We start from the raw sequence: 22,125 nt of genomic DNA on the forward strand, positions 1-22,125 counted from the left end.
ACTGTGGCAGTGAGGAATGCGTGTTTTTTGAGGCGAATGCAGGCTGCAAAATTTCTAAAAAAATAAAGGAGGCTAGAAAGCCTCCTTACCATTTTATCAACCAAAATCTAAATCGCTTGATGGAACGAATCCATGTCGATGTATGTAGAATAATTAAAATTGCTTGTTTGTTAAACTGTTACATCAAATTTAGTACCAGTTTGATATAGCAAATGTACGTAAAGAAAGAGAATTATAAACGCCTTTTGCCAGTTAAAATTACGTTAAAGTGGTGTTTATTTGCTTGATCCAAGCTGGTAAAAGGTTTTAGCGTATTAATTTTATATTAACGTTGCTATAGCAAATATCCAGTTTTAACAAAATAAGCGCTGGAACGCTCACTGAATGTGAGTATATTGTGCGCTTTACGAGCATCCTGAAATGGTACCACTGAAGAAAGTCTTTCCCATCATTGTGGTGTTAATTACACTATCCTTGCTGGGCCTCATTTACATCCAGTTTAGCTGGATCCATAACGCCTCTATCGTACGCAGAGAGCAAATTGAAGAACGCGCTATCAATGTACTTGATAGGGTGCGTGAAGAAATGCTTGCACGGTCCGGTCCCGCTATTCGCCTGAAAATGAATGGTACCGGGGTCAGGCCTACCGAAAGAGGTTTAACGATCGATAAGTTCAATACCCTTGACCTGAATATAGCGGTCAGTGACCGCTTCACAACCGCAGAGGTGAGAAACCTGCTCATCAGCGGACTGAAACGTGAAGGGCTTGATACAACCTTCGAATTCGCGATCGTAGGCAAAGGTAACTTTGGGGAAAGCAGTATTAAAATGCAGTCTGCCGGCTTCCCTAATATGGCCACCGCTGTTGCCCGGGATAGTGTAAACTACCTCGTGAAATACATGCCTCTGTTAGGTAGCTATGAATACATGACGGATAATACGGAAACAATGGTGGTACTGCAACCTCGTAACAACATGTCTTTCCTGCTGTCTCTCGGAAAAATGGTCGCCGGTGGTATTCTCTTTACCGGTGTGATCATCACTGCATTCGCACTCACCATCCGCACCATGCTGAACCAGAAGAAGATCTCCGAGATCAAATCTGACTTCATCAACAACATGACGCATGAGCTGAAAACCCCGCTGGCCACCATCTCGCTGGCCATTGATGCGATCGGCAATGAGAAGGTCATGGACAATAAAGAAAAGATCCGCTACTTCTCCGGTATCATCAAAGAAGAGAATAAACGTATGAACAAACAGGTGGAAAGCATTCTGCAATCTGCCTTGTTGGAGAAGAACGAAATTGGATTGAAATTGCAACCCACCGATGTGCATGAAGTAATCACGCATACGGTCGAAAATATACAGCTGCAGCTGGCTTCCAAGAATGGTCACGTTGAACTGAGACTGGATGCAATCAACCCCATCATTCAGGCTGATGACGTACATTTCTCCAACGTTATTTTCAATCTGCTGGACAATGCGATCAAGTATTCCAAAGAGAACCTGGAAGTGATCATCTCTACCTACAGCACCCGCAAGAGCCTTGTCATCACCGTATCAGATAATGGTATCGGGATGAGTCGTGATACGATTTCACGTATCTTTGAAAAATTCTATCGTGCACATACAGGTAACGTACACAATGTAAAAGGCTTCGGCCTGGGTCTCAGCTATGTAAAAGCTATCATGGATGCACACAAAGGAAAAATCAAGGTGGAAAGCGCTGTGGGTAAGGGTAGTAAGTTTACACTTGAATTCCCGCAGGACTAATTTATTATTTTTAAAAGGGGTTGTTCAATGGCATTAATCGAAAAAGAATTAGCACATTTTAGATATCCTATAGCCGTTCCCGGTATGGGTACTGCTATGCAGGAAAAACTGAAGGAAAGCCGTATCCTGGTTGTAGGTGCGGGAGGTTTAGGTAGTCCGGTTATTCAATACCTGAGTGCAAGTGGTATCGGTGTAATCGGCATTGCTGATTATGGTGTAATTACTGACGAAGATATGCATCGTCAGCCTATTTACCATATGCAGGATCTGCGTAAGCACAAGGCGAAGATGGCTGCCAGCCGTCTGTGGTCCAGCAATCCTTTTACAAAACATTATCCCCTGTTGTTGCAGGTGAAACCTGAAAATATCAATCAGTTACTGGAAGGTATGGACCTCGTCATTGATTGTTCTCAACATATGCCGACTCACCTGGTGGTGAATGATGCCTGTATCGCAAAAGGTAAACCTTTTGTAATTGGCGAGGTGCATAACTGGATCTCCTGGTGGGCGGGGTTTAACATCGCGCCATCCAGTGGTGATGCGGCAGCGTCTTATCGTTGCAATATTAACCTGATAGATGAATATACCAATTTCGATGCAGGTGCTATCGGTGTAACGCATGGCGCTACCGGTATGCTGATCGTGAATGAGGTATTGAAATACCTGGCCGGTGTACCCGATGGCCTGGCGAATAAACTATATAGTATGGATTACCTCCATAACGTATACCAAACCCATACACTCAACCCCGATGCCGGGATCCTGGCTACTACCAAAGCCAATGGCCTGCTCACCGCAGAAGCTTATGGACTGGAATTAGTACCGGATATTGAAGACTAAATAAAACTTACATGTTTAGAAAGGTATTAACCTGGATCTTAGTGGTGTATGTATTGGCTGGTGCACTCCTGTACTTTTTTCAGAAGAAACTGATCTTCCATCCGATTGTAACGGCAGCTGATGCTACCTATCATTTTGATGTGCCGTTTCAGGAGATGAATATCAGGGTGAATGACAAGACTACCATCAATGCGATCCTTTTTAAAGCTGAACAGCCCAAAGGGATTGTGGTGTATTTTCATGGGAATGCACAGAATGTATCTTATTATGCTTACGTGAGTCAGTACTTTGCCAAACATGGGTATGAGGTGTTGATGATGGATTATCCTGGTTTTGGTAAGAGTACGGGTCCGTTGACGGAAGATGATCTGTATGCGGATGCATTGCAGATGTACCAGGTGGCGAGGTCTCGTTTTTCTCCGGATAGTATTATCATTTATGGGAGGTCTTTGGGTACAGGCATTGCTGCGCAACTGGCTAGTATCAGGGATTGTAAGCGACTTGTATTGGAGGCGCCTTATTATAATCTGACGGATATGGCGATGAAGATGGCGCCGATTTATCCGTATGGGTTTATGTTGAATTATAAGTTTCCGACGAATGAATATTTGCAGAAAGTGACGGCGCCGGTTACGATAATTCATGGTACGGATGATAGGACGGTGCCTTATGAGTCGGGGATGAAGTTGAAGGAGTATTTTAAGAAGGGGGATAGTTTTATTACGATTCCAGGTGCAGGGCATAATAATTTGAAGGAGTATCCGCTGTTTGGAAAGACAGTTGAAGGATTGGTGAAATAAATTATTAAATAAATATTCCAATAAAAAATGCCCGTGCCGAAGGCAGGAGCATTTTTTATTGGAATGAGGCCTGCAGCCGGCTTTTAGAGGAGCTAATGCAATAGCGACCGGCTTCTAGCGCTTTTAAAATGCGAATTTAAGAGCGGCCGGCTTTTAGAGAAGTGTCCTTAAAATTTATGAACGATCTATTAGTTTGCAGGTTTTTTCGCCGATTTGCAAATCATGCGTGACACCCAGTTTCAATGTATAATTCTCATGGGTATGACCTACCGGAAATCCATATGCCACCGGGTATTCATAATCCTTTACAATATTGTGTATAATCTCATATTCATTCTGACCGAAAGGCGTAGTTGTTTCCTGCGGGTCTGTAAATGTACCCACTACTAAGCCTGCCAGTTTATCAAGCCAACCCGCTCTTTTCAGGTTGTGCATCATTCCATCTACTCTATAGCGATATTCACCTACATCTTCCAGTACCAGTATTTTACCCTTGGTATCAGGTTGAGAAACGGTGCCTGACAGGTTGGCCAGCAATGTGAGATTGCCACCAATGAGCTGGCCGGATGCTTTGCCAGTGCGGTTCAGGGCATGTGGCTCAAAGCTGTATCTGTAGTTTTTTCCTCTCAGGGCCAGGCGCAGACTTTCTACATACACATTTTCCACAGTTTCAGGGCGGATGCCGCTACACATCACAGAATGGAGTGTAGGAATGCCATATTGCCGGTGAATATGTCCATGGAGGGCAGTTACATCGCTATAACCACATATCCATTTGGGATGCTTGCGGAACTTCCTGAAATCCAACTGATCCAGCAGACAAATCATGCCATAACCACCACGGCCAAAAACGATCGCCTTGATTTCCGGATCATCCAGCATATCCTGTAGCTCTTCCAGCCTCAGCTCATCAGGTGCGGAAAAGTTGTGAAAACTGGTGCCCACCGTGATACCCAGGTGTACACGGTATCCCCAGGAGGTGAATACGCCAGCTGCATATTCTGCTGCCTGTAAATCCATTTTACTACTACTACAGGTGACGCCTATAAGGTCACTTTTTTTCAGATATGGAGGAATTTTCATTGTTCTACGCTTTAAGTTACCTTTGCAACCTGCGAATGACGAATTCGCGAGACAAGCCCCACTTTTTTGCTGGGAGTTTTAACAGGGCTAAGTTGATAAATACTTTTCGCTCTTCCAAAAGGATAAAATAGATTTCAAGATTATTTCAGTTAACATGGCAAAATTTAACAGATATCTAATCACGGCTGCCCTGCCTTATGCCAACGGACCAGTTCATATTGGTCACCTGGCGGGTTGTTACCTCCCTGCTGATATCTATGTGCGCTACCTGCGTGCAAAGAAAGCAGATGTCAAATTCATTGGGGGCACCGATGAGCATGGAGTTCCCATTCTCATCAAAGCCCTGAAAGAAGGTGTAACGCCACAGGATATTGTGGACAAGTATCATAGGATCATTTCCGAAAGCTTTGCTGATATGGGCATCTCTTTTGATATCTTTTCCCGTACCACCAAACAAATCCATCATGAAACCGCTGCTGCCTTCTTTAAGAAGATGTACGACGATGGCCTGTTTGAAGAAAAGGAGACTGAACAATTCTATGACGATGTGGCCAAGGTATTCCTGGCTGACAGATATATAGTAGGTACCTGCCCTAAATGTGGTAATCCTAATGCATATGGTGACCAGTGCGAACGCTGTGGTACAAGTCTCAGTCCTGACGACCTGATTTCACCACGCTCTACCCTGAGTGATGCGGTGCCTGTGAAGAAGAAAACCAAACATTGGTACATGCCACTCCAGAATTATGAACCATTCCTGAAAGAGTGGTTGCTGGAAGGTCATAAGGAATGGAAAAACAATGTGTATGGTCAGTGTAAAAGCTGGCTGGACAGTGGTTTGCAGAGCCGCGCCATGACCCGTGACAGTGAGTGGGGGATCAAAGTTCCGTTGCCTGATGCAGAAGGAAAGGTATTGTACGTATGGTTCGATGCACCGATTGGGTATATCTCTGCGACCAAAGAACTGACGCCTAACTGGGAAGATTACTGGTGTAAAGAAGATTCCAAGCTGGTACACTTTATTGGAAAAGATAATATCGTATTCCACTGTATCATATTCCCATCCATGCTGAAAGCGCATGGCGGATTTGTATTGCCTGAGAATGTACCTGCGAATGAGTTCCTGAACATTGAAGGAGATAAGATCTCTACTTCACGTAACTGGGCGGTGTGGGTGCATGATTATGTGAAGGATTTTCCTGGTCAGGAAGATATTCTGCGTTATGTACTGTGTGCGACTGCACCGGAGACGAAGGATAATGACTTTTCTTGGAAAGATTTCCAGCAGCGGAATAATAGTGAGCTGACGGATATCTATAGCAATTTTGTGAACCGCACTATGGTACTGGTACACAAGTATAGCAAAGGTAAAGTACCTCCTTTCCACCTGGATGTGAAGGATGAGGCAGATGATAAATTGCTGAGCGACTTGTTAGAATCCAAGAAGAAAATTGAAGAGTCACTGGAAAATTATCGTTTCAGGGAAGCGCTGGCTGAAGTGATTAACGTAGCTCGTAGTGGTAACGTTTATCTTCAGGGCAAAGCACCATGGAAACTGGCAAAAGAACAGGAAGCTAATCCGGAACTGAAGGAGGCTAAACAGAAACTGATTGACAATTGTCTGCATTTATGTTTACAGCTGACTGCCAACCTGGCTATTTTGTCTAATCCATTCATGCCTGGTACGTCTAAAAAGATCTGCCATATGCTGAAAGTGGTAGACCGCATGCTGGAATGGGAAAATGCAGGTAGCCTGAAACTGGTAAATACTGGTTATGCAATGCGCGAGCCTGAATACCTGTTTACGAAAATTGAAGACGCTAAAATCCAGGAACAAGTGGAAAAATTACATGCTGGCTTAGTTAAGCCTGTTGAAGCAGCTCCTGCTGCAGAACCAGCTCCTGTAAAGGACGATATTCAATACGACGATTTCGCAAAACTGGACCTCCGCGTAGGTACCATCGTTGAGGCTGAAAAAGTAAAGAAAGCAGATAAACTGCTGAAATTACTGGTAGATATCGGTACAGAAAAACGTACCGTAGTTTCCGGTATTGCCCTGCACTATACACCTGAAGAAATCATTGGCAAACAGGTAACACTGGTGGCTAACCTGGCTCCCCGTAAAATGAAGGGGATCGATAGCCAGGGTATGATCCTGATGGCGGAAGATGCAGCTGGCAAGCTCGTATTTGTAAATCCTGATGTGGAAACTGCACCAGGAAGTGAAGTGAGATAACATTTGATATGTAATAAGATAGATACCCTCCGGCTCATCACCGGAGGGTTTTTTATGCAGGATATCGGCATAATATCCTATATTCATTTACCGATAAAAAATTACGCGTTCTATGAAAAGACACATCCATAAGGTGGCCGTTTTAGGTTCTGGCGTGATGGGTTCCCGTATTGCAGCTCATTTTGCCGGGATAGGCGTACAGGTATTGTTGCTGGATATAGCCCCCAAAGAACTCAATGATGCAGAAAAGGCCAAAGGTTTGTCCCTCGAAAGCAAAGCGGTAAGAAACCGTATTGTCAACGATGCTCTGCAATCCACGTTAAAATCGAATCCTTCCCCTGTGTACACGAAGGAGGTTGTAAAACTGATTCGTACCGGAAACTTTACTGACGACATGTCCCAGATTGCCAACGTAGACTGGATCATTGAAGTTGTGGTAGAGAACCTGGACGTGAAGAAATCCGTTTTTGAGCAGGTGGAGAAATTCCGGAAACCGGGTACGTTGATTACGTCCAATACTTCCGGCATTCCTATTCACCTGATGGCGGAAGGCAGGAGTGAAGACTTCCAGAAACATTTCTGCGGTACTCACTTTTTTAACCCTCCCCGTTACCTGCGTTTACTTGAAATTATTCCTACTCCACATACAGATCCGGCCATCATCAGTTTCCTGATGGAGTACGGAGACCTGTACCTGGGTAAAACGACCGTGTTCTGTAAGGATACGCCTGCCTTTATTGCAAATAGGGTTGGGGTATTTTCTATCATGGCCATTTTCCACATTATGCAGGAGATGGACCTGAATATTGATGAAGTAGATACACTCACTGGTCCGGTCATCGGCAGACCCAAATCTGCTACTTTCCGTACTGCTGATGTGGTGGGGATTGATACCCTTTTGAAGGTGGCGAAGGGGGTAAAAGAGAATTGTCCGGATGATGAAGCCATCGACATTTTTGTGATTCCTCCATTCCTTGAAAAAGTTGTGGAAAACAAGTGGCTGGGTGATAAAACGGGACAGGGCTTTTACAAAAAGACCAAAGGCGAAGGGGGCAAGGAGATCTTAACCCTGAACCTGAAAACCATGGAATATGGTCCTAAACAGCGACCTAAATTTGCCAGTCTGGAAGCGGCCAAACCCGTGGAAGATCTGAAGCAACGTCTGCGTATGCTGGCAGCGGCTACAGATAAGGCAGGACAGTTTTACCAACAGTTTCACACGTTATTGTTTGCTTATATTTCTAATCGTCTCCCTGAAATAGCAGACGATCTGTATAAGGTAGATGATGCCATGAAAGCCGGCTTTGGCTGGGAGATTGGTGCTTTTGAAACCTGGGATCTGCTGGGTGTGGAAAAGACAGTGCAGGCGATGTCTGAAAAAGGTATCAAGGTAGCGAAGTGGGTGCAGGAGATGCTGGCCAAAGGCATCAAACATTTCTATAAAGTAGAAAACGGTAAGAAATATTATTACGATATTACTACCCAGGATTATAAAGTACTGCCTGGTGCAGACACGTTCGTCATCCTCGAAAATCTCTCTGGTAATGTCGTGTGGAAAAACAGTGCATGTACCCTGTATGATATTGGTGATGGCATTGTGACCCTTGATTGGAAAACCAAGATGAACACCATTGGTGGGGAAGTGCTGGAAGGTGTGAATAAAGCGATTGATCGTGCGGAAAAAGATTTCCGTGGCTTGATCTTAGCCAATGAAGGGGCGAATTTTTCTGCAGGTGCAAATGTGGGCATGATCTTCATGCTTGCGGCTGAGCAGGAATATGATGAGCTGGATATGGCGGTGAGATTGTTCCAGAAAACAACGATGCGACTGCGTTATTCTTCCATTCCAACGATCGTGGCGCCACATGCGTTGACGTTAGGTGGTGGTTGTGAAATGTGTTTGCATGCAGATAAAGTACAGGCAGCTGCTGAATCTTATATCGGACTGGTAGAACTGGGTGTGGGCCTGATACCTGGTGGTGGCGGTACAAAGGAAATGACGGTAAGGGCCAGTGATGAATTTAAAGAAGGCAGGATTGAAGAAGAGCCGCTGAAAGATCGTTTTATGGCGATCGCCATGGCGAAAGTAAGTACCTCTGGCAAAGAAGCTTTTGACCTGGGTATACTGAGAGCTGGTCATGACGAGATCACCATGAACCAGTCAAGGTTGATTGCAGATGCGAAGCGTAGTGTACTGCAAATAGCAGAAGAAGGATATACCCGTCCTATAGAACGCAAAGATATTAAGGTGCTGGGGCGTGGAGCCTTAGGCATGTTGCTGACCGGCATACATAGTATGCGGTTTGGTAATTATATCTCTGATCATGATTCAAAAATTGCCGGTAAACTGGCTTACGTGATGTGTGGCGGTGACCTGACAGAGGCCAGTGTAGTAAGCGAACAGTACCTGCTGGACCTGGAAAGAGAGGCGTTTTTGAGCCTGGCTGGTGAACGAAAGACGCTGGAAAGATTGCAAAGCGTGATCAAAACCGGCAAACCCATACGGAATTAGCGCACCATATAACTTATGTCTATACTTACACTTCGGAACATTTCAAAAAGATATGGTTCCCTACAAGCGCTGCGCGAGGTCTCCTTTGAGGTGCCTCGCGGCAGTGTTTTTGGTATTCTTGGTCCTAACGGAAGTGGCAAGACCACGCTGTTAGGTATTGTGACGGATGTATTGAAAGCGGATACCGGGGACTTTACCTTGTTTGACCAGCTACCCACTGCAACGCAAAGGCGACAGATCGGCACTTTGCTGGAAACCCCCAACTTCTATCACTACCTGTCGGGGTTCAGGAATTTACAGATTACAGCAGCTGTGAAACAGCGGGATGAAAAGGACATTGCCCGGGTGCTGGAGATTGCGGGGTTAACTGCCCGGCAACATGCTGCATTCAAAACTTATTCCCTGGGCATGAAGCAACGGCTGGCAATTGCCAATACCTTGCTGGGAGACCCGGATGTACTGATCCTGGATGAACCTTCCAATGGTCTGGATCCCGCAGGGATTGCAGAAGTCAGGGGATTGATCAAACAACTGGCGCAATCGGGGAAGACCATTATTATGGCCAGTCACCTGCTGGATGAAGTGGAAAAGGTGTGTACCCATGTGGCTGTTTTGCAAAAAGGGAAGTTGCTGACATCAGGACCTGTGAATACGGTGATGGTGAGAGAGGATTTTGTGGAGATCGGGAGCAGTGATATGAATGGATTGGAGGTTTTAATCAGGCAGCATCCCATGTTTGGGAATTTGTCGATAGGGGATGGCGTGTTGCAAGTGTTTTTCAACGGTGTTGTAGATCCCGGAGAGCTGAATAGCTGGCTGGCAGGACAGGGCATCTGGCTCAATCATTTACAGGTAAGGAGGAAGAGTCTGGAATCAGCTTTCCTTGAAATGACACAAAACTGAAGTTATGCTGAACATAATTAGAATAGAATGGCTGAAGGTAAAGAACTACCGGACATTCTGGATTTTACTGATACTGGCCATCATCGTGATCCCTGCATCCAATATGATCGTAGCGGATGTGGTGAGTCGGATACCCAAGCAGGCTACAGATCTGCTGGGGAAGAACTTTTATGATTTTCCTGTGGTATGGCAGACGGTGGCGAATGTGAATAGCTTTACCTCCGTAATCTTTGGATTGCTCCTGGTGACGCTGGTGACAAATGAATTTTCTTATAAAACCCACCGGCAACAGGTGATTGACGGCTGGGAACGGATGGATCTGGTGTTGTCAAAGGTTTTCTGGGTAGTAGCCCTGTCCCTGATAGCGTTTGTGGTGAGTTTTATAACAGCTATTGCTTTTGGCACTGCTTATAGCGCTTTTAATTTTAGCTTTGAGGGAGTACAGTTCCTGTTCTTCTATTTTTTGCAGGTGCTGGTGTCGTTGTCACTGGCATTGCTGTTGGGTATGTTTATCAAGCGGTCCGGACTGGCCACGGTGATCTACCTGGGGTATGCCATGGTGCTGGAACAGTTACTGACAGTGGGGGTGAAGCACTTTTTCGGGCCGATTGGGGGATTGTTGCCTTTGCAGGCGGGAGATGAGTTATTGCCTTTCCCGGTGGTGGATAAAGTGCTGCCGAGCAGTGCTGATTATGGTCATGGCGTGTACGAAATCACAATAATCCTGTACATCGCACTGTTTATAGGGATCACATGCAGAAGGATGCTAAAGGTAGATTATTAAGAAATTAACATTCTTTATCAAGGTAATATATTTAAGAATATTAAATTTGTTGTCAGAAGAGAATGACTATTAAGGATTAAAATAATTAATACAGTGGCGAAGAAGGAAAAGATCATCTTAGTGACAAATGACGATGGGGTTACGGCTCCGGGTATCAAAGCGTTGATAGAAGCGGTAAAACCGCTGGGTAAAGTAGTGGTGGTAGCGCCAGATAGCCCGCAATCGGGTAAAGGGCATGCGATCACGATCGGGGTACCTTTGAGACTGGATCCTGTGGATATTTTCGAAGGGGTAGAGGCCTGGCAGTGTTCCGGTACACCGGCGGACTGTGTAAAGCTGGCGAGGGATAAGATATTGCATGGATTACCGGATCTATGTGTGAGCGGTATTAATCATGGCGCGAACCATTCTATCAATGTTATCTATTCAGGCACTATGTCTGCAGCCATGGAAGCAGCGATAGAGGGTGTTCCATCAGTAGGATTCTCTTACCTGGATTATAGTTTTGATGCTGACTTCTCTTTGTGTAAGGAGGTGGCTCATTCCGTGGCAAAGCAGATGCTGGAATCAGCGTTGCCGGGGGGAACATTGTTAAATGTGAATATACCTATTGTGCAAAAGGCAGAGTTCAAAGGAGTGAAGGTGGTCAGACAGGCAGATGCGAAATATGTGGAGACCTTTGATGAGAGAAGGGATCCTAGAGGGAAGAAATATTACTGGCTGACGGGAGAGTTTACAAACAGGGATAATGGAGATGATACGGATGTGTGGGCGTTGGCGAATAACTATGCGTCGCTGGTGCCTGTACAGTTTGATCTGACGGATTATAAAATGAAAAAAGAATTAGAGAAAATCTGGAAATAATAAGCATTAGCGCTAGAAAACCCAAATCACCGCACATTATAACAGTTATTTATGTTTAGAAAAGATAATCTTCCTTTGGGCATTATATTGGGGGTCTTTACCCCGGTTATTGCTTTTTTCCTGTACTATGTATTTTTTGTGATGATGCCGAGGCATATAAGCCTGGGAGAGTTTTTCACGATGATAAGTGATAATAAGCAGATGCAACCGAAGTTGATCAGTATTTGTTTGTTGTTGAATGGGCTGGTGTTTTATTTGTATACAAGGATTAAGAGAGATGTGACGGCGAAGGGGATTTTTCTGGTGACGATGTTGTATGCGATTCTGATTATTTTGTTGAAGATATTGCATGGGTAAGAGAAATTTAATTAAAATAAAAAGAACGGTTTCGCCATCAGGTGAAACCGTTCTTTTTTATGCCATATATTTGCCTCTGGCTGATTTAATGATAAAATGAAATATTACATAATAGCAGGTGAGGCCTCCGGTGACCTCCATGGCAGTAATCTGATCAAACAGTTAAAACAACTCGATACCAACGCGGATATCCGCTGCTGGGGCGGGGATCTGATGGCACAAGCCGGGGGAACGGTCGTAAAGCATTATAAGGATCTCGCTTTCATGGGGTTTATAGAGGTAGTGATGAACCTGCGTACCGTATTGCGTAATATGGAATGGTGTAAGCAGGATATTGCTGCTTATCAGCCAGATGTATTAGTATTGATTGACTATGCTGGTTTCAACCTGCGTATTGCAGAGTGGGCGAAGCCTTTAGGGTATAAGATTGTATTCTATATTTCTCCGCAGGTATGGGCCTGGAAGGAGAACAGGGTGAAGAAGATCAAGAAATCTGTTGATAAAATGCTTTGTATCCTGCCTTTTGAGCAGGACTTTTACAACAAATGGGCGTATCCTGTTGAATATGTAGGTCACCCATTGGTAGAGGTGGTCAAAGCGGCCAAAGATGCACCGGCAGAGCCGGCAATTGCTGATAAACCTATCATTGCGATATTGCCGGGGAGCAGGAGACAGGAGGTGCGTGTGAAGTTGCCGATTATGCTGACGATGGCGAAGCATTTTCCCCAGTATCAGTTTGTGGTGGCGCAGGCGCCTAGCCTGGATGATGCTTTTATGCAGGAGTTGACAGGTGCACACCCAAATGTATCTACAGTAAAAAATCAAACCTATGCCTTGTTAAGACAGGCGAAGGCGGCATTGGTCACTTCGGGGACAGCTACATTGGAAACAGCATTGTTCGGTGTGCCGGAGGTGGTATGTTATAAAGGAAGTGCCGTATCGTATTTCTTTGCCAAGCGGCTGATTAAGGTAAAATATATTTCACTGGTGAATCTTGTGATGGATAAACCAGTTGTAACAGAGTTAATTCAAAATGACCTGACAGAGGAGAACCTGCTCAGGGAGTTGACGTTATTGCTGGAGGATGATGCTACCCGCCAGCGGATTAAAGAAGATTATAGCCAGCTCTGGACTAAGTTAGGGGAGAAGAAGGCGAGCAGAAGGACCGCTGAGGTGATTGTGGAAGAGGCGAGGCAAGGAAAGTAAGCGGTTAAGGCAGGTGGTAGGTACTTCGGGCAGGCAGTAGGTGTACTAAATGTGGGAAGTAGATCTGCTTTATGCAGGAAGTGTTTAAGGTTTTATGTAGGTAGGAAACCTGCTTAGTGATGATGTCTGAAAAAAATCATTTTAATCGCGAATACAATTAATGCAAAAAGGAAGACCAGGATAGAAATCCGGTTCATGCCGTGCATGAGTTTTACACTTGTCGTATTCGGCGAGCTTTTATCTTTTTTACCTATGTAGAGATAACGGAGTATTTGTTGCCATATGTTTTTCATGCAACAAAGATAATTGAAAAGGCCTGCGGCAGCAAGGAAGAAATCTCATTTTTGGGCTGATGCCTGATGGGAATTTCTTTGGACAATGAAAAGACCTGCGGCAGCAGGTTTGAATGCAAAAAAAATAATCAATTTCAATAATGAGACGTTATGTGAATATTGCCTGCCTGTGCCTGCTTACGGCCACAGCAGGAGCACAGTCTTTCCAGCAAATTGAACTAAACAAAGACTGGAAATTCTCAAGCACTGACGACACTGCATGGCGCTCAGCTACCGTGCCAGGCACCGTCCACACTGACCTGATGGCCCACCATCTCATTCCTGATCCCTACGTTGGTATGAATGAAAAGTCGGTACAATGGGTGGATAAGAAAAACTGGCAATACCAAACCTCTTTTACTGTAACAAAAGAGATGTTACAGCACGACTGGCTTGCGCTGGATTTTAAAGGTCTGGATACTTATGCAGCTATCTTCATCAATGGCGATTCTATTGCTACCAGTTCCAATATGTTTGTACCACTTAAGGCACAAATTAAGCAAAAGGTAAAAGAAGGGGACAATACTTTGCGTCTTGTTTTCTACAGTCCTATCAGGCATGATATGAACAACTTCTTACATGATGATGTGATCTATCCTGCCGGTAATGATGCGAGTGATATTCCTTTGAGTGTGTATGCGAGAAAAGCACCTTATCATTATGGATGGGACTGGGGGCCAAGATTAGTGACATCAGGTATATGGCGGCCTGTGTATTTGGAATATGGAGATAAAGTAAGTATTGAAGATGTATATCTTAAGCAAAAACAACTGACTGATAAATCAGCGGTGATACTGGCGAAACTGAAATTCCAGACAGCCGCAAAAAAGAAGTACACTATTAAAATAGAAAGCCCTGACAAGCTATTTTCCACCATTACTAAACCATTCGAAGGAGATACTTTATCTGCCTCTTTTACTATCTCAAACCCACGTCGCTGGTGGCCTAACGGCTTAGGCGATCCGTACTTATATAAAGTGAAGGTATCTCTCTACGATGGAAATGAATTGTTACAATCACGTGCATTGAACATCGGTCTGCGCACGATAGAAGTGGTGAATAAACCTGACAGTATGGGTGTGAGCTTTTATGTAAAAGTAAATGGACGGCCTGTATTTATGAAAGGTGCTGATTACATTCCGTTGGATAACTTCCTGCCGCGTGTAACTACAGAAAGGTATGCAAAGTTGTTCAATGATATGAAGGTGTCCAATTTCAACATGGTTCGTGTGTGGGGTGGTGGTATTTATGAAGATGACCGTTTCTATGATTTCGCGGATAGATATGGTATACTGGTATGGCAGGATTTACTCTTTGCCTGTTCAACTTATCCTACATCAAAAATTCTGAAAAATGTGGAAGCGGAACTGGGTGCTAACATTACCCGTCTACGTAATCATCCTTCACTTGCACTGTGGTGTGGTAATAATGAGATAGGTGTTGCGATTGATCATTGGGGTTGGAAAGAAGGGTATGGCTATACAGAAAAACAATGGGCGGATATGAGAGCTGGGTATGATGAACTCTTCAAAGTGCAGCTACCAAAAATCATTCAGCAATATGATGCAGACAGATTTTATTTCCCATCATCACCTATTAGCAACTGGGGTACCAAAGAAGATTTCACTATTGGTGATAATCACTATTGGGGGGTGTGGCATGGTATGGAATGGTTCGAAGCTTTTGAAGAACATATTCCAAGGTTTATGAGTGAATATGGTTTTCAGTCTTTCCCTGATATCCAGACAGTAAAGCGGTTTACATCAGCGCAGGATAGAGATATATATTCTCCTGTGATGTTATCACACCAAAAGAGTTTCAACAGGGGGAATGCTGCTATCAGGACTTATCTCTTACATTATTATAAAGAACCTACAAATTTTGAATTCTTCCTGTATGTGAATCATGTATTGCAGGCAGAAGGTATGAAAATGGGTATCGAAGCGCATCGTAGGGCCATGCCTTTTTGTATGGGTACGCTGTACTGGCAGTTAGATGATTGTTGGCCTGGCCCATCCTGGTCAGGTATTGATTATTACGGTCGCTGGAAAGCCATGCAGTTCTTTGTAAAGAAGGCATATGAACCATTGTTAGTGAGCAATATCGTAAAAAATGGTAACTTAAAGACTTATCTTATTTCTGATGAAAATAAAGACCGCAAGGCAAAACTCGAAATGAAACTAATGGACTTTGGCGGCAAGATTTTGTGGGAAAAATCAGTGAATATTAATATAGAAGGTAACAAAAGTACCATTGTTCACGAAATACCATTGAACACTATTTTGCAGCCGGCAGACACCGGAAAGGTAATATTCTATACGAAAGTGGTAAATAGTGATAAGTTATTAAGTGAGAATGTATATTATTTTGCTAAAACCAAAGATCTAATATTACCGGACCCTGGATTGAAAATAGAAGTGGCGAATGATGATACCCTGGCTCTCCATATTTTGGTAACGGCGACTCAACTTGCAAAGAACGTATACCTGCAATGTGAAGATCCGGAATTGACTTTTAGCGATAACTATTTTGATCTGCTGCCTGGCCAGACGAAGGATATATGGCTCAACAAATTAGCGGCACCGCTAATGGATAAGATAAAGGTTATAAGTCTCAGAGATACATTTAAAAATTAAACATGCGAAAACTTTGTATGCTTTTAAGCAGCGCACTATTGCTAATAGGTTCAGCCAGTGCGCAGCACCAACAAATTCCACCCTACATCCCACCTACAGACAAAGCCGTTCAACAGAACCTGGAAGAGTGGTCTGACTGGAAATTCGGTATGCTGATCCATTGGGGGGCATATTCTCAAATGGGTATTGTAGAATCATGGAGCATCTGTCCTGAAGATGAAGGATGGACACAACGTCAGCCATACGGTATTCCATACTATGACTATGTGAAAAAGTATGAAGAACTGGGTAAAACTTTCAATCCTACAAAGTTCGACCCTTCCAAATGGGCAAAAGCGGCAAAGGATGCAGGTATGAAATACGTAGTATTCACTACCAAGCACCACGACGGTTTCTGTATGTTTGATACCAAACAAACTGATTACAAAGTATCCAATCCAAACTTTGCATTCGGAAAAGATCCCCGTTCAAACATTGCTAAAGAAGTATTTGAAGCTTTCCGCAAAGAAGGTTTGCACGCAGGTGCTTACTTCTCCAAACCTGACTGGCATAGCCAGTACTATTGGTGGTCTTATTTTCCACCCAAAGACAGGCATGTAAACTATGATGTAAGTAAATATCCTGATCGCTGGAAAGCTTTTCGTCAGTATACCTACAACCAGATCGAAGAACTAATGACAGGTTATGGTAAAATTGACATCCTGTGGTTAGATGGTGGCTGGGTACGTCCTCGTAAACAGGATAAAAAATCTGCTGCAGACATTACCGCCGCTGAAACCGGTGAAAAAATGATCAAGCAGGATGAAGATATTGACATGGATGGTATTGCGGCCATGGCGCGTACACACCAGCCAGGTCTGATCGTGGTAGACCGCGAGGTACATGGTCCGAACGAAAACTATCGTACTCCAGAGCAGCAGATTCCTGACAAACCACTGGATTACCCATGGGAAACCTGTATGACCATGGCGAATAGCTGGTCTTATGTACCGAACGATCATTACAAATCTGTGAATGAACTGATCCATCACCTGATCGACATCGTGGCAAAAGGTGGTAACTACCTGCTGAACGTAGGTCCGGGTCCTGATGGTCAGTTGCACGACGAGGCGTATACAACCATGACTGCTATTGGTGCATGGATGCATGTAAATGGTGATGCGATCTATGCCACAAAATCTGTTGCTCCGTATAAAGATGGAAAAGTATGTTTTACACGGAAGAAAGACGGCAGTGTATATGCGATATACCTGCTGGATAAAGATGAGCAATTGCCGGCTGACATTGCATTTAAGGGGCTGACACCTGCTAAAGGTGCTAAGCTGGAAATGCTGGGTGCGAAAGAAAAACTGAGCTGGAAAGCAACTGGTGATATTACCACTATCACAATCCCGGCTGCGTTACAGAAAAAAGGTTTTCAGCATGCTATAGCTATCAGAATTTCTGCAGTTGCATCCTGAGCTGGATAAAAAAAACTTTAAAAAAATGGCCGCCGGTGAACTGGTGGCCATTTTTTTTGTTAATATGAGTAATGACATATTATAAATTCGATATTTAGAATACCATTTTGAGTAACCCTAATTCAAAACCGTTACATCTGTTGTCTTGAGCGAGTATTTCTGATCAATAACTTCTTATTAACTAAATTCAAAAGTTAATTCAGCAATATTGTAAAAATTTGGAAGTAGAAAAAGGGTACAAGCAGTTTTGTTAACGACCTAAATTGTAACGGGGAAAACTTTTACTTATGGAGAGTAATGTATCGATCCTTCTTGCAGAAGACGATTATCACTACGGAAATGTAGTTAAAAAACATCTGGAACAGGCGGGTTATCATGTGGTGCATTGCTTTGATGGGGAGGTAGCCTGGAAAAAATTTCAGAGAGATGATTTTGATCTGGTCATATTAGATGTGGTCATGCCTAAGAGGGATGGTTTTTCGCTCGCGCAGGACATTCGAAAGCGGAATGGGATGATTCCTATTATATTTATTTCTTCGCGTTCACTGGACGAAGATCGATTGCACGGTTTCCGGATCGGGGGAGACGATTATATCATAAAGCCGTTTAGCATGCGGGAACTGGTGATGCGCATCCGGGTATTTTTGCGCAGGACATTGCCCAAGGAAATACCGGGGGATGGCATTTACCGCATCGGGCATGTGCGTTTTAATTACGACGAAAAAGAACTCACCAAGGAAGATGGAGAAACCATCGCAGCACTGACCAAAAAAGAGGCGAAAGTGTTGAAGTACCTGGTGGAAAATAGCAATAAGCTGGTCAAGCGTGATGAAATATTATTGAAAGTTTGGGGCAACAGTAGTTTCTTCTCCAGCCGAAGTATGGATGTATTCATCACCCGACTACGCAAGCATTTTAAGATGGAACCGGGCATCGATTTAGAGACGTTGCACAATGTGGGCATCCGGCTAAACATACCAAAAGACTAATCACAATATTAAGGGAGTAAGTCTGTTAGAATCAGGCAGGAATATAATATCCGGACGAATAAATTTTAAAAAAGAGAGCACAATCATATTACAAAGCAAGGATTCAGGCAATAGAACCCCATCACCATCCACTAACTGTACACAATGCACTATGAAAGAAAAGGGCCCGGGCTGGTAAACGGCGGTAAGTTCGGGCATGGACAACCACGATATGAGCAACAGAACAATGATCGCCGCCGGAACGGCCACTCACAGGGAAGGGAGGTTAATCCCCGCAAACCATCACGCCCTAAAAAGCCAAAGAAGGAAAGTAAGATCTATTTTATTGCTTTATTACCTAATGCCGCAGTGGGCAAGGAAATTATCAGAATGAAGCAGGAATTTGCAGACTTCTATGATGCCCGCAAAGCATTGAAGGTATTACCGTACATTACCATACAAGTACCGTTCACAGCCGATCCCGTACTGGAAAAGGACTTTTGCGAGGGATTGACGGATTTTGCATCTGCCATGACCCCTTTCGACATCCAGTTGGATGGTTTTGGCGCTGTTGCTCTTGAGAACAGAAGACTCATCTTTATCAATGTAGTGAAGACTGCCCCTATTATGCACCTGCATAAGCAATTAATTTTGCTGCTGAGAAAGGACTTCGGGTTCAGTAATATGCTGGCTAAGTATGGGTTTAATCCACACATCTCATTGGCACTGAATGATATAGCGGAAGGGGCTTTTGAATTGGCCCGGCTGGAATACGAGGAAAAAGAATTCCATGCCGCCTTCAGGGTCAATAACCTGTATCTTTTGAGACATACCGGCACTTCCTGGGAAGTATTGCACAAATGTAAATTGGGGGGAGAATAATTTCTTTCTAAATAGAAATCAACCAAATGACCCTTTCAGGTAGGGGAGCAGACGCTGTAACCCATTATAAAAGATAGCACTACCGTGGGATTTGGGACTATGGTTCTTATGCAAGAAAATTGTAACTTTAGTCCAGATGGATACAGTGGCAGTCAAAACATATAACCTCGACGAGGAACAGGAAAAAAAAGAAATTGTTCGTCATTACCGTGCTTTACTACGCGCCTTAAAACCGCGACTAAAGAAAGGTGATCGCGAGCTGGTACGTACTGCCTTCGAAATGGCAGCAGATGCTCACAAGGAAATGCGACGTAAATCAGGTGAGCCCTATATATTCCATCCCCTGGCTGTAGCACAGATCTGTGTGGATGAAATAGGATTAGGTGTTCGCTCTGCTATCTGTGCGCTCCTGCACGACACTGTAGAAGATACAGAAGTGACACTGGAAGATATAGAACGGGCTTTTGGTCCGGAGATCGCTCACATCGTAGACGGTCTTACCAAAATATCGATCGTGGTCGATTCCAGTACCAGTACCGCACAGGCGGAAAACTTTAAGAAGATACTGCTCACCCTGGCAGATGACCCCCGTGTTATTCTGATCAAATTAGCAGACCGCCTTCACAACATGCGTACCCTGGATAGCATGAGTCGTGAAAAACAGCTGAAAATCGCATCAGAAACCGTCTTTATTTACTCTCCGCTGGCTCACCGTCTCGGTATGTACGATATCAAGTCCGAGATGGAAGACCTTTCCATGAAGTATACGGAACAGCAGACCTATCGTGAAATAGCCCGTAAACTGAAGGAGACCAAGCGTGAGCGTACCCGGTATATCAACGAGTTCATCAAACCAATCAAAGAAGTTCTCCAGGAAGAGGGATTAACTTTCGAAATATTCGGGAGACCTAAATCCATTCACTCTATATGGAATAAGATCAAGAAGAAAGGCATCACTTTCGAGGAAGTGTACGACCTCTTTGCGATCCGTATTATCATGGACTCCCCTGTGGATAAGGAAAAGTCTGATTGCTGGAAAGTGTATTCCATCATCACCGACTTTTACCACCCCAGTCCTGAGCGTACCCGCGACTGGCTGAGTAATCCTAAATCCAATGGATACGAAGCCCTGCACGTAACTGTAATGGGCCCAGCCGGTAAATGGGTGGAAGTCCAGATCAGGACCAAGCGTATGAACGACTACGCCGAAAAAGGCCTGGCTGCCCACTGGCGCTACAAAGAAGGTAGTAACCAGAAGCAGGATACCGAAAACAAATTCGATCAGTGGTTCAACCAGATCCGTGAGATCCTGAACAACCCTGATTCCAATACCCTGGATTTTCTGGCCGACTTCAAGAGCAACCTGTTCACAGAAGAGATCTATGTATATACTCCTAAAGGGGATCTCAAGATCATGCCGGTCAACTCCACGGCGCTTGACTTTGCCTACGCTATTCACAGTGCGGTAGGTAATAAATGTATAGGCGCCAAGGTGAATTACAAACTGGTACCACTCAGCCATAAACTGCGCAGCGGGGACCAGGTGGAAATCATTACTTCCAATAAGCAAAAGCCTTCTGAAGACTGGCTGAACTACGTACTGACCGCCAAGGCTAAGTCCAAGATCAAGGACGCTCTGAAGGAAGAGAAGCGTAAGATAGCCATGGATGGTAAGGATGTGCTGGAGCGGAAACTGGATCACCTGAAAGTATCTGCCAGTCAACATAATATTAATGAACTGGTACAATTCTATAAGCAACCTTCTCCACTAGATCTGTATTATCAGATCGCGGTGAAGAATATTGACCTGAAAGAATTGAAACAGTTCAATATATTGGGCGATAAGCTGGATGCACCTAAGCCGGTACCGGTTAAGTCACCGGAGCACATAGCCGAAGACCACATCAAGCACCAGTTGCCTTCCAAGAAGGATGCGGAGCTGATTATATTTGGTGAAAGTTCTGACAAGATTGCCTACAAACTGGCCAATTGTTGTCGTCCGATTCCGGGAGACGATGTATTTGGGTTCATTACTGCCAGTGAAGGATTGAAAATACACCGTACGAACTGTCCGAATGCCGCCCAGTTGCTGGCTAATTACGGTCACAGGGTTGTAAAGACCAAGTGGGTGAAGAACAGGGAGATCTCCTTCCTGACCGGTCTGCGCCTGGTAGGAATGGATGATGTAGGGGTGATTCACAAGATTACTAATATTATTTCCGGCGAATTAAAAATAAATATAGCAGGGTTGACGATCGAGTCCAAGGAAGGCCTGTTTGAGGGGTTGATAAAGGTGTTTGTGCACGACAAGGAGGAGCTGGATGAGTTGTTCCTGCGTTTGGGTAAGCTGGATGGTATTCAGTCCGTAAACCGGCTGGAAGACGAGTAAACTATTTATGGGGTTGCCGCCAGGCAACCCTTTTTTTTGTCAATTGACAACGAGGTATAATTGTAATTATTCCTTTTTCCCCGTAATTTTGCCACTT

General features: G+C 44.2%; 17 protein-coding genes. 15 read left to right on the forward strand and 2 right to left on the reverse strand.

Going from position 1 to position 22,125, the window contains the following annotated elements:
* The first annotated feature begins 420 nt into the window (after nucleotides 1-420).
* Genes BW716_RS01235 through BW716_RS01245 form a run of 3 tightly spaced genes read left to right on the forward strand, consistent with a single transcriptional unit; the run spans nucleotide 421 to nucleotide 3,416 of the window.
* The gene (locus BW716_RS01235; RefSeq protein WP_083720275.1) at nucleotides 421-1,776 is read left to right on the forward strand and encodes a sensor histidine kinase KdpD; all 1,356 of its coding nucleotides are present in this window, start codon (nucleotides 421-423) and stop codon (nucleotides 1,774-1,776) included.
* Between the two features lie 27 nt (nucleotides 1,777-1,803).
* Complete coding sequence (locus tag BW716_RS01240) at nucleotides 1,804-2,616, forward strand: HesA/MoeB/ThiF family protein (protein ID WP_083720276.1); 813 nt, start codon at nucleotides 1,804-1,806, stop codon at nucleotides 2,614-2,616.
* Nucleotides 2,617-2,627: 11 nt separating this feature from the next.
* Nucleotides 2,628-3,416: an alpha/beta hydrolase gene (locus BW716_RS01245; RefSeq protein ID WP_083720277.1), complete on the forward strand. Its 789-nt coding sequence runs from the start codon at nucleotides 2,628-2,630 to the stop codon at nucleotides 3,414-3,416.
* Between the two features lie 174 nt (nucleotides 3,417-3,590).
* Here BW716_RS01245 and BW716_RS01250 read toward each other — a convergent pair whose 3' ends face one another.
* Nucleotides 3,591-4,499 carry an LD-carboxypeptidase gene (locus tag BW716_RS01250; RefSeq protein ID WP_083720278.1) on the reverse strand — a complete coding sequence of 303 codons (909 nt, stop codon included), beginning with the start codon at nucleotides 4,497-4,499 and terminating at the stop codon, nucleotides 3,591-3,593.
* A gap of 127 nt (nucleotides 4,500-4,626) precedes the next feature.
* On the opposite strand from BW716_RS01250, the gene metG reads away from it, so the two are divergent.
* The 7 genes from metG (at nucleotide 4,627) to lpxB (ending at nucleotide 13,361) form a co-directional block, all read left to right on the forward strand.
* The gene (gene metG / locus BW716_RS01255; RefSeq protein ID WP_255373850.1) at nucleotides 4,627-6,735 is read left to right on the forward strand and encodes a methionine--tRNA ligase; all 2,109 of its coding nucleotides are present in this window, start codon (nucleotides 4,627-4,629) and stop codon (nucleotides 6,733-6,735) included.
* Between the two features lie 112 nt (nucleotides 6,736-6,847).
* The gene (locus tag BW716_RS01260; RefSeq protein WP_083720280.1) at nucleotides 6,848-9,247 is read left to right on the forward strand and encodes a 3-hydroxyacyl-CoA dehydrogenase/enoyl-CoA hydratase family protein; all 2,400 of its coding nucleotides are present in this window, start codon (nucleotides 6,848-6,850) and stop codon (nucleotides 9,245-9,247) included.
* Between the two features lie 15 nt (nucleotides 9,248-9,262).
* The gene (locus tag BW716_RS01265; RefSeq protein ID WP_083720281.1) at nucleotides 9,263-10,150 is read left to right on the forward strand and encodes an ABC transporter ATP-binding protein; all 888 of its coding nucleotides are present in this window, start codon (nucleotides 9,263-9,265) and stop codon (nucleotides 10,148-10,150) included.
* A gap of 4 nt (nucleotides 10,151-10,154) precedes the next feature.
* Nucleotides 10,155-10,934, forward strand: a complete 780-nt coding sequence (locus BW716_RS01270) for an ABC transporter permease (RefSeq protein WP_083720282.1) — start codon at nucleotides 10,155-10,157, stop codon at nucleotides 10,932-10,934.
* A gap of 93 nt (nucleotides 10,935-11,027) precedes the next feature.
* Nucleotides 11,028-11,798, forward strand: a complete 771-nt coding sequence (gene surE, locus BW716_RS01275; protein ID WP_083720283.1) for a 5'/3'-nucleotidase SurE — start codon at nucleotides 11,028-11,030, stop codon at nucleotides 11,796-11,798.
* A 51-nt stretch (nucleotides 11,799-11,849) separates the two neighbouring features.
* A complete protein-coding gene (locus tag BW716_RS01280; protein WP_083720284.1) occupies nucleotides 11,850-12,155 on the forward strand; it encodes a hypothetical protein in 306 nt (101 codons plus the stop codon).
* Between the two features lie 96 nt (nucleotides 12,156-12,251).
* Nucleotides 12,252-13,361: a lipid-A-disaccharide synthase gene (gene lpxB, locus BW716_RS01285; protein ID WP_083720285.1), complete on the forward strand. Its 1,110-nt coding sequence runs from the start codon at nucleotides 12,252-12,254 to the stop codon at nucleotides 13,359-13,361.
* Nucleotides 13,362-13,474: 113 nt separating this feature from the next.
* Here the strand turns inward: lpxB and BW716_RS38800 are convergent, their stop codons facing one another.
* Nucleotides 13,475-13,654 carry a DUF6728 family protein gene (locus BW716_RS38800; RefSeq protein WP_083720286.1) on the reverse strand — a complete coding sequence of 60 codons (180 nt, stop codon included), beginning with the start codon at nucleotides 13,652-13,654 and terminating at the stop codon, nucleotides 13,475-13,477.
* A gap of 140 nt (nucleotides 13,655-13,794) precedes the next feature.
* Here BW716_RS38800 and BW716_RS01295 point away from each other — a divergent pair, with 140 nt between their 5' ends.
* The 5 genes from BW716_RS01295 (at nucleotide 13,795) to BW716_RS01315 (ending at nucleotide 22,028) form a co-directional block, all read left to right on the forward strand.
* On the forward strand, nucleotides 13,795-16,329 hold the full coding sequence (locus BW716_RS01295) for a glycoside hydrolase family 2 protein (RefSeq protein WP_083720287.1): 2,535 nt from the start codon (nucleotides 13,795-13,797) through the stop codon (nucleotides 16,327-16,329).
* A 2-nt stretch (nucleotides 16,330-16,331) separates the two neighbouring features.
* Complete coding sequence (locus BW716_RS01300) at nucleotides 16,332-17,789, forward strand: alpha-L-fucosidase (protein ID WP_083720288.1); 1,458 nt, start codon at nucleotides 16,332-16,334, stop codon at nucleotides 17,787-17,789.
* Nucleotides 17,790-18,076: 287 nt separating this feature from the next.
* Nucleotides 18,077-18,778 carry a response regulator transcription factor gene (locus BW716_RS01305; protein WP_083720289.1) on the forward strand — a complete coding sequence of 234 codons (702 nt, stop codon included), beginning with the start codon at nucleotides 18,077-18,079 and terminating at the stop codon, nucleotides 18,776-18,778.
* A gap of 144 nt (nucleotides 18,779-18,922) precedes the next feature.
* Nucleotides 18,923-19,639, forward strand: coding sequence for a 2'-5' RNA ligase family protein (locus tag BW716_RS01310; RefSeq protein WP_083720290.1), 717 nt, complete (start codon nucleotides 18,923-18,925; stop codon nucleotides 19,637-19,639).
* A gap of 136 nt (nucleotides 19,640-19,775) precedes the next feature.
* Entirely contained in the window at nucleotides 19,776-22,028 is a 2,253-nt protein-coding gene (locus BW716_RS01315; protein WP_083720291.1) for a bifunctional (p)ppGpp synthetase/guanosine-3',5'-bis(diphosphate) 3'-pyrophosphohydrolase, read from the forward strand.
* Nucleotides 22,029-22,125 lie beyond the last annotated feature (97 nt).

The sequence above is a fragment of the [Flexibacter] sp. ATCC 35208 genome (genome assembly GCF_001975825.1).
Lineage (GTDB): Bacteria > Bacteroidota > Bacteroidia > Chitinophagales > Chitinophagaceae > Chitinophaga.

Coding starts and splice junctions, on each gene's coding strand:
- BW716_RS01235 (WP_083720275.1), top strand. CDS start 421: ATGGTACCACTGAAGAAAGTCTTTCCCATCATTGTGGTGTTAATTACA.
- BW716_RS01300 (WP_083720288.1), top strand. CDS start 16,332: ATGCGAAAACTTTGTATGCTTTTAAGCAGCGCACTATTGCTAATAGGT.
- BW716_RS01270 (WP_083720282.1), top strand. CDS start 10,155: ATGCTGAACATAATTAGAATAGAATGGCTGAAGGTAAAGAACTACCGG.
- BW716_RS01260 (WP_083720280.1), top strand. CDS start 6,848: ATGAAAAGACACATCCATAAGGTGGCCGTTTTAGGTTCTGGCGTGATG.
- lpxB (WP_083720285.1), top strand. CDS start 12,252: ATGAAATATTACATAATAGCAGGTGAGGCCTCCGGTGACCTCCATGGC.
- BW716_RS01305 (WP_083720289.1), top strand. CDS start 18,077: ATGGAGAGTAATGTATCGATCCTTCTTGCAGAAGACGATTATCACTAC.
- BW716_RS01310 (WP_083720290.1), top strand. CDS start 18,923: ATGCACTATGAAAGAAAAGGGCCCGGGCTGGTAAACGGCGGTAAGTTC.
- BW716_RS01315 (WP_083720291.1), top strand. CDS start 19,776: ATGGATACAGTGGCAGTCAAAACATATAACCTCGACGAGGAACAGGAA.
- BW716_RS38800 (WP_083720286.1), bottom strand. CDS start 13,654: ATGAAAAACATATGGCAACAAATACTCCGTTATCTCTACATAGGTAAA.
- BW716_RS01250 (WP_083720278.1), bottom strand. CDS start 4,499: ATGAAAATTCCTCCATATCTGAAAAAAAGTGACCTTATAGGCGTCACC.
- BW716_RS01240 (WP_083720276.1), top strand. CDS start 1,804: ATGGCATTAATCGAAAAAGAATTAGCACATTTTAGATATCCTATAGCC.
- BW716_RS01295 (WP_083720287.1), top strand. CDS start 13,795: ATGAGACGTTATGTGAATATTGCCTGCCTGTGCCTGCTTACGGCCACA.
- BW716_RS01265 (WP_083720281.1), top strand. CDS start 9,263: ATGTCTATACTTACACTTCGGAACATTTCAAAAAGATATGGTTCCCTA.
- BW716_RS01280 (WP_083720284.1), top strand. CDS start 11,850: ATGTTTAGAAAAGATAATCTTCCTTTGGGCATTATATTGGGGGTCTTT.
- BW716_RS01245 (WP_083720277.1), top strand. CDS start 2,628: ATGTTTAGAAAGGTATTAACCTGGATCTTAGTGGTGTATGTATTGGCT.